Raw genomic sequence first — 12,285 nt, 5'->3', positions numbered from 1 at the left:
GGGGCAGACTTGCGGGAAACGGGAGCAGCAGTGGACATAAATTAAGCACCTGAGCGTAACAAGGGCGCGTATTATACAAGGAGTGGCGGGGAAAGGCGAATGGGCCTGATTAATGGCTCCATCGCCGTGATTGAGTTACTTTACGTGGCGTTGCAGGAAATCTTTGATCACCGCAATGATCTCTGAGTGGTGGGTCTCCAATGCAAAGTGGCCAGTATCAAAAAAGTGGATTTCAGCCTTAGGGATATCCCTCTTCCAGGCTTGCGCACCCTCTGGTGAGAAGAAAGGATCGTGCTTTCCCCAAACTGCCAGAAGTGGCGGCTGGTATTGACGGAAATATGCCTGATATTGCGGATACTGCTCTACGTTGGATTTATAATCAAGCAACAAGTCCAACTGAATATCGGCCATGCCGGGCTTTGATACGTGTAGTCCTTCCAGGGTGTAGCCATCCGGAGAAACTTTGGTTAGATCGGGTACCCCTTCCACGTATTGCCATTTAATGGATGCTGCTGTCGGGAAGTCGCTCAGGGCTGCTCTATTTTCGCTGGAAGGGTTTTGCCAGTATTTTTTAATCGGTCCCCAGCCATCGGCTAAACCTTCTTCGTAAGCATTGCCATTTTGCGAGATGATCGCTGTTACTTTACCAGGGTTTTTCAGCGCCAGGCGCCAGCCGACGGGGGCACCGTAATCGTGAACTGCAATGGCAAAAGAGTTAAGCCCTTTTTGCTTGATAAATTTATCTACAGTATTTGCAAGGTTGGCAAAGGTGTACTCATAGTCTTCTCTTGCCGGAGACTCTGTAAAGCCAAAGGCAGGCAAATCTAAAGCGATAACATGATAGTCAGCAGCTAGTGCATCGATGACATCACGCCACATAAAAGACGAGGCCGCATAGCCGTGCAACATCAGAATTGTTGGTGAATCTTTACGTCCAACCTCTCGGTAGAAAATATTGACGTTGTCTACTTGCTCATAGTTAAAACGCACATGCGGCTTAGTAGCGTTATTGCTCTGATCAGCTAATGCCACTCCACTCACCATGCCGCTGGCAAGTAACATCGCTGGAATTGTTTTTGATTGCATAAACAACCTCGTAACCATATAAATAAAAATTTAGAGGTTACTTTAAACTTTATAACCTCTAAAGTAAAGTTATAAAGGTTACTTATTAGGTAAGGGTATTTTAGAGGCTGACAACAGCATTACAGCTTCGGGCTAATCACTGTTTCGTTTCCTGAACTGCGCAGCTTTATAACGATTGCCACAGGTTGCCATACTGCACCAACGCCGTTTATGCGCTTTTGTCCGATCATAAAACCACAAAATACAGTCCGGGTGTTCGCATTGCTTAACCAGTGTCGCGTCACCTTCAACCAACAACTGAGCCACCGCTTCGGCAACCTGTCCCAGCATAGAAGCCGCAGTGTCACCACATGAGAGACGAGTTATTTCCAGCTTGCCATCGCTGTCAGGTGCCAGATGCGGCGCGCTAACATAGCTATGCAGGTAAGTATTCAGCTCGCTGATGTCCGGTGTTTTTTGCTGCTTAAACGCTGTAATCAGCTGATGCGCAAGCGCTCTTAAAGCCTTAGCTTGCGAGAGTAACTCACCATCAGCCAAGGCGCGCTGCTGCGCAGCAGGAAAGATGTCATTCTGGCCCAGCCATCTCAGCACAGCGGCATCACTAGTCCAGTAATCAACTATCTTATCTCCACTACGAGCTTCAGTATTGAGTAAGTCCATTGCTAAGTGGTCTCCCAGCAAGGGGGCATCAGTTATATTTTTGTCATGCAAAATTTCAGATATCAACATAAGCAACCTTTAGACGACATTATGTGCGGTTACTTAAATTAAGTCAGACTCACGACAGTAACCACTTAACCTGGATCATAAAGGTTACAAGACAAATTTGCCAACCATACCGTAAACAGTGGCTATGATTACGAAAAGAATGCTGCCTACAGTTTTAACCTTAACTACTGCTGTAGTTACCAGACCTAAAGCAAAGTGATTTGTTGCCACTTAGCACTAACTAAAGTGGCAACCTTTCGTCAAAACAAATTTGTATTGTTTCAGTTATTTCAGATGGTCCTTCAGCTCACGACCGGCCTGATCTAACGCATCCTGTACTGCCGGTACGTCGCTTAGTACATTCAGCAAGCCAAAGTCGTGGATCATGCCGTTATAGCGCACTGTCGTCACGGCAACACCGGCCGCATTCAGATGACGGCCATAGGCTTCACCTTCATCGCGCAGCACGTCCATTTCTGCGGTTTGAATAAGCGCCGGTGGTAATCCCCGTAACTGCTCAGTGGTGGCGCGCAGTGGCGAGGCGTAAATGTCGTTGCGCTGCTCCTGCGACGTGGTGTAATTATCCCAAAACCACTGCATCATATTGCGGGTTAAAAAGTGGCCCTCGGCATAGGTTTGATACGAGCTGTTATTAAAGCTGGCATCGGTAACCGGCCACAGCAATAACTGGAATTTCAGCCTTGGTGTACCTGCGGCTTTGGCTTTTAACGCCACTACCGCGGCCATATTACCGCCGACACTGTTCCCCGCTACCGCTAAACGGCTGCCATCCACGCCAATCTCTTTACCATGCGTTGCCACCCATTGGGTTGCCGCATAGGCCTGGTTAATCGCCGTGGGGTATTTGGCCTCCGGTGACGGGGTGTAATCAACGTAAACCGCTACTGCGCCAGAGCGCTGTACTAAGTCACGGATTAAACGCTCGTGCGTGGGAAAATCACCCAATACCCAGCCACCACCGTGGAAGAACATAAAGGCCGGCAAAGTGCCTTTAGTGCCTTGTGGTTTTACAATCACCAGTTTAATGCTCTGGCCATCTACCTTGATAATTTTCTCGCTGACATCAGCTGCCGGCAAAACCGCACCTTGCTGAGCACCTATCAGCACAGCACGGGCGTCGGCTACCGATAACTGCTCCAGTGGCTTACCGCCGCCCTGGGCCAACGCAGTTAAAAAGCCCTGGGTTTTAGTTTCAACGCCCGGTGAGCCGGCGGCAAACACATTGCCGATACTTAAGGCTAACAGGCTGGCAGTGATCACAGTGTTTAATGTTTTCATGGTGGTGTCCTCAATAATTCAGTTAATTTGGTTACAGTTAAGTGTGCCGTTTATATGGCCGTTATTTGCTGGTAGCGGTTGCCGCTTCAACAATCAGCGCAGCAACTTTGTCCGGGTGAGATGTCATCACCACATGCGAAGCGCCCGGCACTTCAACAATTTTTTTCGCTTTAGCCCGCTGTGCCATAAACTTCATTGCTACCGCCGGAATATTCTTGTCGGCGGTACCATAAATGGCCCATGACGGCACTGTGTGCCAGGCGGGCTGGCCGGCGGCCTCAGTTAACGCCAGTTCGGTAACCGGGCGCTGGGTGGCGGCCATCAGCACGGCCTCTGCGGCCGGTACATCAGCAGCAAACTGTGCAGCGAACTTATCCTGCTGGATGTATAAGTCTTTACTGCCGTCTTTTAACAGCACCGGTGCCGCCAGTGTCGGGCCTAAAGTGCTGCCCGGGTAACGGCCGGATAATTCCAGTACCGTTTCCCCCTGCTCCGGGGCAAAAGCGGCAACATAGACCAGGGCGCTAACATTCGTATTGTCCTGCACGGCGTTGCTGATCACCGCGCCACCGTAGGAGTGGCCAACCAATACCACCGGGCCGCTGGTCTGTTTTACCAGGCTGGCAACATAGTCGGCATCGGCCGTTAAACTGCGCAGCGGGTTAGCCACCGCCACTACCGGGTAGCCTTGTTGCAGCAGGTTAGCGGCTACGCCGTTCCAGCTGGACGATTCAGCAAAGGCGCCATGCACCAGCACCACTGTGGGCTTTTCGGCAGCAAAGGCGGCACTGCTTAATGTTAAAGCTGCTGTAGCAACCGCAGCGGCGATGTGGCGAAATTTGAACTTAGTCATCATGTATTCCTGTTCTGTTAATAGTGTTTTCGTTGGTTAACGTCATGCCTGAAGTGGCGTACTACTTAGCTTCAACTCAGTTGTAAGCGTTGGCAGTATATTAGGCGGTTAACCTTGCCTTTTGGCGCCATACTGTCTAAATTATGCTGCAGATAGTCTAATTGAGGTGGTTATGGACCGGCTTTCAACCTTACTGGCGCAGTTTGGCATGCACGCTACAACTTTTTATGCCGGCACTTTTAGTGGTGAGCTGGCCTTTGACACCCGGGAGCACAGCGGCAAGCTGCATTTGTTTAATAGCGGTAAGGCCCGGTTGCATATCGCCAAACAGGAGATTGTGATTAGCCAGCCCAGCCTGCTGTTTATTCCCAGGCCCTGTAAACACCAGCTAAGTGCGGTAGCGACAGACAATACCCAGTTGGTCAGTGCGGCGCTAAGTTTCGACGGCGGCCTGGATAATCCGTTAACCACCGCCTTACCTGACTATATGCTGCTGCCGGTTAGTGAGTTACCCATTTTGGGCGACAGCCTATTGTGGTTATTCAGCGAAGCCGCTGAGCAAAACTGCGGTAAAAACGCGGTGTTAAACCGGCTGTTTGAGCTGGTGATGATCCAGCTGCTGCGCCATATCATGGCCAGTAGCAGCTTGTCATCCGGTATGATGGCCGGGCTGGCCGATTTACGCTTGGCCCGCGCGGTTACGCTAATGCACGATCAACCCGCCAGGCCCTGGTCGGTGGCAGAATTAGCCAGCGCCGCCAGTATGTCGCGCGCCAGTTTTGCGGCGCAGTTTCATAAAGTGGTAGGTAAAACCCCGGCCGACTACCTGCTAAGCTGGCGTGTTAGCCTGACGCAAAAACGCTTGCGCGAAGGCCGGCCTATAGCGCTGATTGCCGATGAAGTGGGCTACGAAAGCCCATCCGCGCTGGCGCGGGCGTTCAGGCGTAAAACCGGCGCCAGCCCCAGAGAGTGGTTGCAACAGCAATAGTATCTATTTAAGAGGCCCTGTTGATCAGTTTTGTGGCCTGAAGACACTACTCTGACCAGGCTACTGCAATGGATAGCCCAGAAACGGCTGGGAAGTGCCTAGGTTACAGATAACGATTCATTTGGAGCATTTATAATATGCAAATTGTAAAAGCAAGCATTGATGATCTGGACTTAATCAGCCCTCTCTTTAACTTGTACAGGGTTTTCTATGGGCAGAATAACAACTTAGACAAGGCCCGTACTTTTCTGAAAGAGCGCTTACAAAATAATGAGTCCGTCATTTTTGTAGCCAAAAATGAGCATGGTGTGGCTGTGGGCTTCACTCAGCTGTATCCCGCTTTCTCATCAATTTCAGTCTGTCGTACATGGATCCTGAACGACTTATACGTTGCCATTGAAGCCAGACGTACAGGGGTAGCAAAAAAGCTGATGGATGCGGCAAGAACTTTCGCTATCGCGACACAGGCCAAAGGTCTATCGTTGGAAACAGCCAAAGACAACACTAGTGCTCAAAAACTCTACGAATCTTTAGGGTATATAAGAGACACAGGTGCTTATCATTATTTCCTGGAGCTAAAGAGCTAATTAACCAAAGCTTTTGCGCCAAGTTATCCCGTCAGGCGTCGACTCGTCTTTAGTTCCGTTTAGCTACCAAGATGGCGTAAAAAGCACGGCGCACCAGTAAAGCCATTTCTGAATTTTTTAATTAGTCGTGTATTTATCAGTTGCAAACTATAGACGACCGGTCTAAGATGACACCAAGACGACTGGTCTATTCTAGCGCAATGCAAAACATTCCCCGTTTCCCTGCATGTGTCCAGAAGCGCTGTCCGTCGCAGGCAAGCCCAATGTCGGGCGCTGTTAACACCTATCACCCGCCAGGTGGCTACCAATGAAGATAGCTACCAAACGGAAAACGCTATAATCAGGAGTATATTTATGTCCACAGCAGCACAAACATCACACAGTGTCAGTATTTTCGATGGTCCCTACTATCTGAGCATCGCTGGCAAGCTGGTAGAGGCCAAAGACAGTTTTGATGTAATCAACCCGGCAACCGGCAAGGTGTTTGCTAAAGCACCAGCAGCCTCAGCCGAACAACTTGAAGCAGCCATCACTGCGGCCAAAACGGCATTTAAAACGTGGTCAGCCATCAGCTATGACGAGCGTCAGGTCTATTTGGATCGCTATGCTGACGCATTACAGCAACACCGCGATGAGCTGGTTCGCCTGTTAACCTTAGAGCAAGGCAAACCACTTAATAGCATGGCTGCGCCAGAAGTCGATCAGGCTATCTCCTATATCCGCCAGATTGCGGCTCGTCGTATTCCGGTTGAAATTGTTGAAGAAAACGACTCGCATGTCGTTGAGCTGCACCATGTTCCGCTTGGCGTTGTAGGTGGCATCACACCCTGGAATTTCCCCGTGCTGCTTGCCCTGTGGAAAGTGGCACCTGCCCTGATCACCGGTAACACCTTTGTACTTAAACCCACGCCATATACGCCGTTAACGGCTTTGCGTTTTGGTCAGATAGCACAAAGCGTACTTCCTGCCGGTGTCCTGTCTGTCGTATCTGGTGGTGATCACTTAGGCCCACAGATGACTAACCACCCGGATATTGCCAAGATTAGCTTCACCGGTTCAACAGAAACCGGCAAGCACGTGCTGCGTTCGGCGGCCGGAACCGTTAAGCGCGTAACCCTGGAACTTGGCGGCAACGATGCAGCAATAGTCCTGCCAGATGCAGACTACAAAGCCATTATCCCACAGCTTTTCTGGGGCGCCTTTGGTAACCAGGGCCAGTGGTGTGTGGGTATTAAGCGGCTTTACATCCACCGCTCATTCCATGCCGATTTCGTAGCTGCTTTCGTTGACTACGCCAAAACAGTGAAAGTTGGCGACGGTCTTGATCCGGAAGTTGGTCTGGGGCCAGTGCAAAACCAGATGCAGTTTGACAAGCTAAAAACCTTCCTTGACGACATCAAGGCAAACGGTCAGAAGATTGCATTTGGTGGTGATATTGACGAAACGCAGTCTGGCTACTTCTTCCCGATCACCGTTGTCGACAACCCGCCAGAGCACAGCAAAATCGTTCAGGAAGAGCAATTCGGTCCTATCATCCCAATTATCGTTTATGACGATATCGACGACGCTGTGAATCGTGCCAACGCCTCTATCTACGGCTTAGGCGGCTCGGTTTGGGGGCGTGATACCAAGGCCGCGGTTGCCGTCGCGAATCGGGTAGAAGCAGGCATGGTATGGGTGAACGAAATCCATACCCAGGGCGTGGATATTCCTTTCGGTGGTCACAAGCAGTCAGGTATTGGCACAGAGCAAGGCCATGAAGGACGCCTGTTGTTTACCAATCCCAAAACCCTGTTGATCAAAAAATCATTCTGATCATTGGTATGACGTAGCGGATACCTCTGTGTATCCGCTTTTCCCGTTCGCGCACCCAACGGTTAGCTAACACACTCAATATAGATAGGACACAGAACATGAAACACCAAAAGCTTTTTACCTCAATTAACCTGGGGCGCCACACGTTAAAAAATCGTATCGTGCTGCCGCCTCTTACAAGGCAACGCAGCGCTCAGCCGGGCGATATTGCCACCGAACTGATGGCCACTTATTACCGTCAACGCGCCAGCGCCGGCTTTATGGTTAGCGAAGGCACCCAAATCGAGCCGCGTGGCCAAGGCTATGCCTGGACGCCCGGTATTTACACTCAGGCGCAAATTGACGGCTGGCGTAAAGTGACAGAGGCAGTACATGCCGAAGGCGGCGTTATTTTTGCCCAGCTATGGCATGTCGGACGCGTTTCACACAACGAGCTGCAACCCGGCGGCGAAGCTCCGGTAGCACCTTCGGCCATCCAGGCTCAGAAAGTCAAAGCCTTTATCCAAACCGGCCCGGGCACTGGCGAACTGGTTCAGCCACCGGTGCCGCGTGCGCTTAGCGTAACAGAGATCCAGCAGTTGGTCGCGCAGTATGCTCAGGCCGCCCGCAATGCGATTGCAGCCGGTTTCGACGGGGTAGAAATTCATGCCGCTAACGGCTATCTGGTTAATCAGTTTATCTCGGCCCACGCCAACCAGCGTGATGACGAATATGGCGGCTCGCTGCATAACCGTTTGCGCTTTTTGCGCGAGATAGTCGCTGCCGTAGCGGACGCCGTTGGCGCTGATCGTCTGGGGGTACGTTTCACACCGCTGTTTACCAGTACAGAGCAGGACCGGGTTTACATTGGCTTGGTTGAAGAAGACCCGCATACCACATACGTCGAAGCGATCAAGGTATTGGAAGCCGCCGGCGTAGCTTACTTATCCATTGCCGAAGCCGACTGGGACAACGCACCGGACCTGCCTGAATCCTTTCGCCGTGCGGTTCGTCAGACGTTCAGTGGCTGCATTATCTACGCCGGTCGTTATACCGCAGAGCGCGCAGAGCGCTTGATTGACTCCGGGCTGGGCGATCTCGTGGCCTTTGGCCGCCCCTTTATCGCCAATCCGGACTTGCCGACAAGAATAGCCAATGGTTGGCCGTTGAATTCTGTCGATCCCGCCACTGTTTATGGTGGTGCTGAGCAAGGGCTTACCGATTACCCGGCGTATCGTGACTAACACAAGCCACCGGGCATAACCGCGCTTTATCAATGGCAATTGAAAGCGCGACGCCGGTGTCGCACACAACTGATTGGAGATTTGAGTATGTTAGTGCAGTGCAAAACCTTACCCCAAACGGCGGTAAACCCATTGCTTGAAGAAGCCAAGGGACCATCTATTGCAATAGCCGTTTTATGTATTGTACTGGTGGCGCTAACGCTGCGCCCGGGTATTGTCTCTATTGGCCCCTTACTACCGGCAATCATACAGGAGCTGGGGTTAAGCTATATTCAAGCCGCGCTTTTAACCAGTATCCCGACCTTGCTGATGGGAGCTTTGGCTATACCCGCGCCCTGGCTCGCTCATCGCTTTGGTCGCGACCGTGTCATTCTGGCCGCACTGCTCGTGCTGGGCGCTTCGATTGGCTTGAGAACCTTAGTCGGATCAATCGGACAGTTGTTCTTCGCAACTGCCGGCGTAGGAGCCGGTATTGCTATCGCCGGCACTTTGCTATCCGGTTATGTCAAAGCCCGTTTTCCGACCAAAGTTGCTATATTTATGGGACTTTATACAACATCCATAGCACTGGGCAGCACCCTGGCAGCGGCCTCTACCGGCCCTTTGGCTGAAGCTGCGGAAAATTGGCGTTGGGCTGCCGGATTCTGGGTGCTACCCGTTGCGTTAGCTATCGGTGCCTGGCTGTTTATTGAGCGTAACGGGCGTCAGAAACGTGCATCCGGAGCCTTGTCTGTGGCACCTCGTCTGCCTTTACGTAACCCGACTGCCTGGCTGATTGCGCTGTTTTTTGCTTGTAACAATTTGGTGTTTTACGCCATGATCGCCTGGCTTGCGCCGATATATATAGAACTTGGTAACACACCAACCGCAGCGGGCATGATTTTAGCAGGCTATACCCTGGGCTTTATGGTGGCCACGCCACTGTTTGGCTTTATCAGCCGAAACGAAGATCGGCGTATAGTTTTGGCTGTAAGTGCCGGTATTGCTCTGCTGGGCAGCCTCGCTATAGCCGTGGCACCTAACACCTTACCCATGTTATGGGTTCCGCTGGCGGCATTTGGCACAGGCGGTGCTTTCACCCTCGCGATGACGCTGCCGCTGGATAATGCCTCTACTCCGGAGGAAGCGGGTGCCTGGAGTGCTTTTGTTATGCTACCCAGTTATATAGTGGCCGCCGTAGGGCCTTTGTTAGTTGGATTTTTACGGGACCTGGGCGACAGTTTTCATCTATCGTTGTGGGTGCTGGTAGTTATAGGTGCGGTAATGTTGCTCGTTACACCTTTTCTTAAACCTAACCGCAATAATAAGGTACTGATTTCACCCTAAAGTACAGATAGAACTAAGCCTGTGCAGGACGTTAAAATTATTTAAAACAATTACTAGACGACTTGTCTATTTTGAGTTAAAGTAACGCACATTAACGCTGGAGCTACACACAACATGTCTGATGTACGTGAAAACATCCTTGCTACAGGCCAACGTATTATCGCTGGCAAAGGTTTCTCGGGTGTTGGTTTAAATGAAATACTGGCGACGGCTGGCGTGCCGAAAGGCTCTTTTTACCATTACTTTGGTTCAAAGGAAGCGTTCGGAGAAGCGATGCTGGAAAGCTATTTTGAGGAGTATCTTGCCGAGCTTGACCGGACACTCAATCAGCCTGCGCAGACAATGGCAGAACGCCTGATGAATTATTGGCAGGACTGGCAAGATAACCAGGTTTCCTTCGACTGTCAGGGCAAATGCCTTGCGGTCAAACTAGGCGCAGAAGTCGCAGACTTATCAGAAGCAATGCGATTGGCGCTCAAACGCGGCACCGCCGGAATTATCGAGCGTTTGGCGCGGGCTATTGAAACAGGTATGAAAGAAGGTTCACTTTCAATCGACGGTGATCCCTATAGCACAGCACAAAGCCTGTATCAGTTATGGCTTGGCGCTAGTGTGATGGTGAAAATTGTACGCACCAAGCAACCTTTTGAGACGGCCATGCGGACAACTCGCCAGGTTCTTAACCTTTCCACCTGACCGGGGAAAGGTTTTAAAAATCACTTCGTTTGAAGTGTTTTTTTGAATCAAATCAAAATACGACCGGTCTAATATAAATGTACTACTTAACTAGCAAACTGGAGACACAACATGAAAGTATTAATGGTTTTAACTTCACACGACCAACTGGGTAATACCGGCCGCAAAACAGGCTTTTGGCTTGAAGAGCTGGCTGCTCCCTACTATACCTTCAAAGATGCCGGAGCCGAGATCGTATTAGCATCACCTAAAGGTGGCCAGCCGCCACTTGATCCCAAAAGTAACGAGCCGGCCTTTCAGACCGAACTGACCCGTCGTTTTGAAGCTGATGCTGATGCTCAGGCACAACTTGCCAGCACCGTGCGCCTGGACAGCGTGTCACAGGCTGACTTCGACACAGTATTCTATCCGGGTGGGCACGGCCCGCTGTGGGATCTGGCTGAAGACAAACACTCAATTGCGTTGATCCAGTCTTTCTTTGCTGCGGCTAAACCCGTTGCTCTGGTATGTCATGCACCTGGCGTGCTGCGCCACGTCAGGACAGCTGATGGCCGTCCGCTGGTTGAAGGTAAAAAAGTCACCGGATTTACCAACAGTGAAGAAGCGGCTGTCGGCTTAACTGACGTGGTGCCATTTCTGATTGAAGATGACTTTACCGCCAAAGGCGGCATCTTCCTGAAGGGCGAAGATTGGGCTCCTTATGTTGTTAGCGATGGCCTGTTAATCACTGGTCAGAACCCGGCATCATCAGCACCTGCCGCTGAGGCGTTAATCGCACAGTTAAGTAATAGCACGAAATAATAAGTGTTTTTTACCAGCAGTCACCCTCTACCCCTGCCACGAGCAACCGTAGCGTGCAACTGGGGTTTGAGGATGACTCATTGATAAATTCCAAAACATCACCCCACTACGAAAAGGCGATTTTATGAGCAACGGTATTGAAAACAAAGTTATCCTGATCACCGGCGGCAGCACTGGCCTGGGCGCTGAAACTGCACGCTTTCTTGCTTCCCGCGGCGCAAAAGTGGCTGTAGCCGCCCGCCGTAAAACTAAACTTGATGAAGTGGTTAACGATATTAACGCCAGTGGTGGTACTGGCCGGGCCTATGAGCTTGACGTAACAAACAAAGCGCAGGTAGAGGCGACTGTGGCCGCTGTGGTTGCTGATTTTGGCAAGATTGACGTTCTGATCAATAACGCCGGCTTGATGCCGATCCGCCCCATGGCCGAAGTCAATACCGACGAGTGGGATGCAATGATCGATGTAAACCTTAAAGGCACATTGTATGGCATCGCCGCCGTGCTGCCGCGCTTCATTGCACAAGAGAGTGGCCATATTATTAACCTGAGTTCAGTAGCCGGTATCAAGGTTTTCGCACCCGGCGGCACTGTATATTCGGGTACCAAGTTTGCAGTTCGGGCCATCTCTGACGGGTTACGGCAGGAAGTCGGCGAGAAAATCCGCGTCACCTCTATTCAGCCTGGTGCAGTTGACAGCGATCTTAAATACAGCACTTCCGGCACTGCCGCTGAAACCGTGTTGAATTTTTACAAAGACGCTATTCCGGCCAGTTCAGTGGCACGCGCCATTGCATTTGCCATTGAGCAACCGGCCGATGTCGATATCAATGAAATTGTGCTGCGTCCGACTAAGCAAGAGTTCTGATTAACCAGCGCTGTGTCCGGCGTTACGCGCTTGACGTT

At 51.0% G+C, this 12,285-nt stretch carries 12 protein-coding genes; 8 read left to right on the top strand and 4 right to left on the bottom strand.

The annotated features are described in order from the left end of the window. Window positions 1-135: 135 nt before the first annotated feature. The 4 genes from RNAN_RS02110 to RNAN_RS02095 form a co-directional block, all read right to left on the bottom strand. Window positions 136-1,086 (bottom strand): alpha/beta fold hydrolase, encoded by a 951-nt coding sequence (locus RNAN_RS02110; protein ID WP_008218292.1) that lies wholly within the window; start codon window positions 1,084-1,086, stop codon window positions 136-138. Window positions 1,087-1,218: 132 nt separating this feature from the next. Beyond that, on the bottom strand, window positions 1,219-1,815 hold the full coding sequence (locus RNAN_RS02105) for a CGNR zinc finger domain-containing protein (RefSeq protein WP_008218291.1): 597 nt from the start codon (window positions 1,813-1,815) through the stop codon (window positions 1,219-1,221). 264 nt (window positions 1,816-2,079) lie between these two features. Next, entirely contained in the window at window positions 2,080-3,093 is a 1,014-nt protein-coding gene (locus tag RNAN_RS02100) for an alpha/beta hydrolase (RefSeq protein ID WP_008218290.1), read from the bottom strand. A gap of 61 nt (window positions 3,094-3,154) precedes the next feature. Then, a complete protein-coding gene (locus RNAN_RS02095; RefSeq protein WP_008218289.1) occupies window positions 3,155-3,946 on the bottom strand; it encodes an alpha/beta fold hydrolase in 792 nt (263 codons plus the stop codon). Between the two features lie 172 nt (window positions 3,947-4,118). On the opposite strand from RNAN_RS02095, the gene RNAN_RS02090 reads away from it, so the two are divergent. The 8 genes from RNAN_RS02090 (at window position 4,119) to RNAN_RS02055 (ending at window position 12,247) form a co-directional block, all read left to right on the top strand. After that, window positions 4,119-4,934 carry an AraC family transcriptional regulator gene (locus tag RNAN_RS02090; protein WP_008218288.1) on the top strand — a complete coding sequence of 272 codons (816 nt, stop codon included), beginning with the start codon at window positions 4,119-4,121 and terminating at the stop codon, window positions 4,932-4,934. A gap of 137 nt (window positions 4,935-5,071) precedes the next feature. After that, window positions 5,072-5,521 carry a GNAT family N-acetyltransferase gene (locus RNAN_RS02085; protein ID WP_008218287.1) on the top strand — a complete coding sequence of 150 codons (450 nt, stop codon included), beginning with the start codon at window positions 5,072-5,074 and terminating at the stop codon, window positions 5,519-5,521. 354 nt (window positions 5,522-5,875) lie between these two features. Beyond that, complete coding sequence (locus tag RNAN_RS02080; RefSeq protein ID WP_008218286.1) at window positions 5,876-7,336, top strand: aldehyde dehydrogenase family protein; 1,461 nt, start codon at window positions 5,876-5,878, stop codon at window positions 7,334-7,336. Window positions 7,337-7,434: 98 nt separating this feature from the next. Continuing rightward, on the top strand, window positions 7,435-8,559 hold the full coding sequence (locus RNAN_RS02075; RefSeq protein ID WP_008218284.1) for an alkene reductase: 1,125 nt from the start codon (window positions 7,435-7,437) through the stop codon (window positions 8,557-8,559). Window positions 8,560-8,646: 87 nt separating this feature from the next. Beyond that, window positions 8,647-9,885 carry an MFS transporter gene (locus RNAN_RS02070; RefSeq protein WP_008218281.1) on the top strand — a complete coding sequence of 413 codons (1,239 nt, stop codon included), beginning with the start codon at window positions 8,647-8,649 and terminating at the stop codon, window positions 9,883-9,885. A 114-nt stretch (window positions 9,886-9,999) separates the two neighbouring features. Continuing rightward, the gene (locus tag RNAN_RS02065) at window positions 10,000-10,581 is read left to right on the top strand and encodes a TetR/AcrR family transcriptional regulator (RefSeq protein WP_008218278.1); all 582 of its coding nucleotides are present in this window, start codon (window positions 10,000-10,002) and stop codon (window positions 10,579-10,581) included. Between the two features lie 111 nt (window positions 10,582-10,692). Continuing rightward, window positions 10,693-11,382 carry a type 1 glutamine amidotransferase domain-containing protein gene (locus RNAN_RS02060; RefSeq protein ID WP_008218276.1) on the top strand — a complete coding sequence of 230 codons (690 nt, stop codon included), beginning with the start codon at window positions 10,693-10,695 and terminating at the stop codon, window positions 11,380-11,382. A gap of 124 nt (window positions 11,383-11,506) precedes the next feature. Beyond that, window positions 11,507-12,247, top strand: a complete 741-nt coding sequence (locus RNAN_RS02055; RefSeq protein ID WP_008218274.1) for an SDR family oxidoreductase — start codon at window positions 11,507-11,509, stop codon at window positions 12,245-12,247. Window positions 12,248-12,285 lie beyond the last annotated feature (38 nt).

Source organism: Rheinheimera nanhaiensis E407-8 (assembly GCF_000296695.1).
GTDB classification, from domain to species: Bacteria; Pseudomonadota; Gammaproteobacteria; order Enterobacterales; family Alteromonadaceae; genus Alishewanella; species Alishewanella nanhaiensis.
This window is presented reverse-complemented; position numbering and strand designations above follow the sequence as displayed.

What these genes read in the sequence shown, in the direction of transcription:
- RNAN_RS02110 (WP_008218292.1), bottom strand. Translation starts at nt 1,086, where the DNA reads ATGCAATCAAAAACAATTCCAGCGATGTTACTTGCCAGCGGCATGGTG.
- RNAN_RS02105 (WP_008218291.1), bottom strand. Translation starts at nt 1,815, where the DNA reads ATGTTGATATCTGAAATTTTGCATGACAAAAATATAACTGATGCCCCC.
- RNAN_RS02100 (WP_008218290.1), bottom strand. Translation starts at nt 3,093, where the DNA reads ATGAAAACATTAAACACTGTGATCACTGCCAGCCTGTTAGCCTTAAGT.
- RNAN_RS02095 (WP_008218289.1), bottom strand. Translation starts at nt 3,946, where the DNA reads ATGACTAAGTTCAAATTTCGCCACATCGCCGCTGCGGTTGCTACAGCA.
- RNAN_RS02090 (WP_008218288.1), top strand. Translation starts at nt 4,119, where the DNA reads ATGGACCGGCTTTCAACCTTACTGGCGCAGTTTGGCATGCACGCTACA.
- RNAN_RS02085 (WP_008218287.1), top strand. Translation starts at nt 5,072, where the DNA reads ATGCAAATTGTAAAAGCAAGCATTGATGATCTGGACTTAATCAGCCCT.
- RNAN_RS02080 (WP_008218286.1), top strand. Translation starts at nt 5,876, where the DNA reads ATGTCCACAGCAGCACAAACATCACACAGTGTCAGTATTTTCGATGGT.
- RNAN_RS02075 (WP_008218284.1), top strand. Translation starts at nt 7,435, where the DNA reads ATGAAACACCAAAAGCTTTTTACCTCAATTAACCTGGGGCGCCACACG.
- RNAN_RS02070 (WP_008218281.1), top strand. Translation starts at nt 8,647, where the DNA reads ATGTTAGTGCAGTGCAAAACCTTACCCCAAACGGCGGTAAACCCATTG.
- RNAN_RS02065 (WP_008218278.1), top strand. Translation starts at nt 10,000, where the DNA reads ATGTCTGATGTACGTGAAAACATCCTTGCTACAGGCCAACGTATTATC.
- RNAN_RS02060 (WP_008218276.1), top strand. Translation starts at nt 10,693, where the DNA reads ATGAAAGTATTAATGGTTTTAACTTCACACGACCAACTGGGTAATACC.
- RNAN_RS02055 (WP_008218274.1), top strand. Translation starts at nt 11,507, where the DNA reads ATGAGCAACGGTATTGAAAACAAAGTTATCCTGATCACCGGCGGCAGC.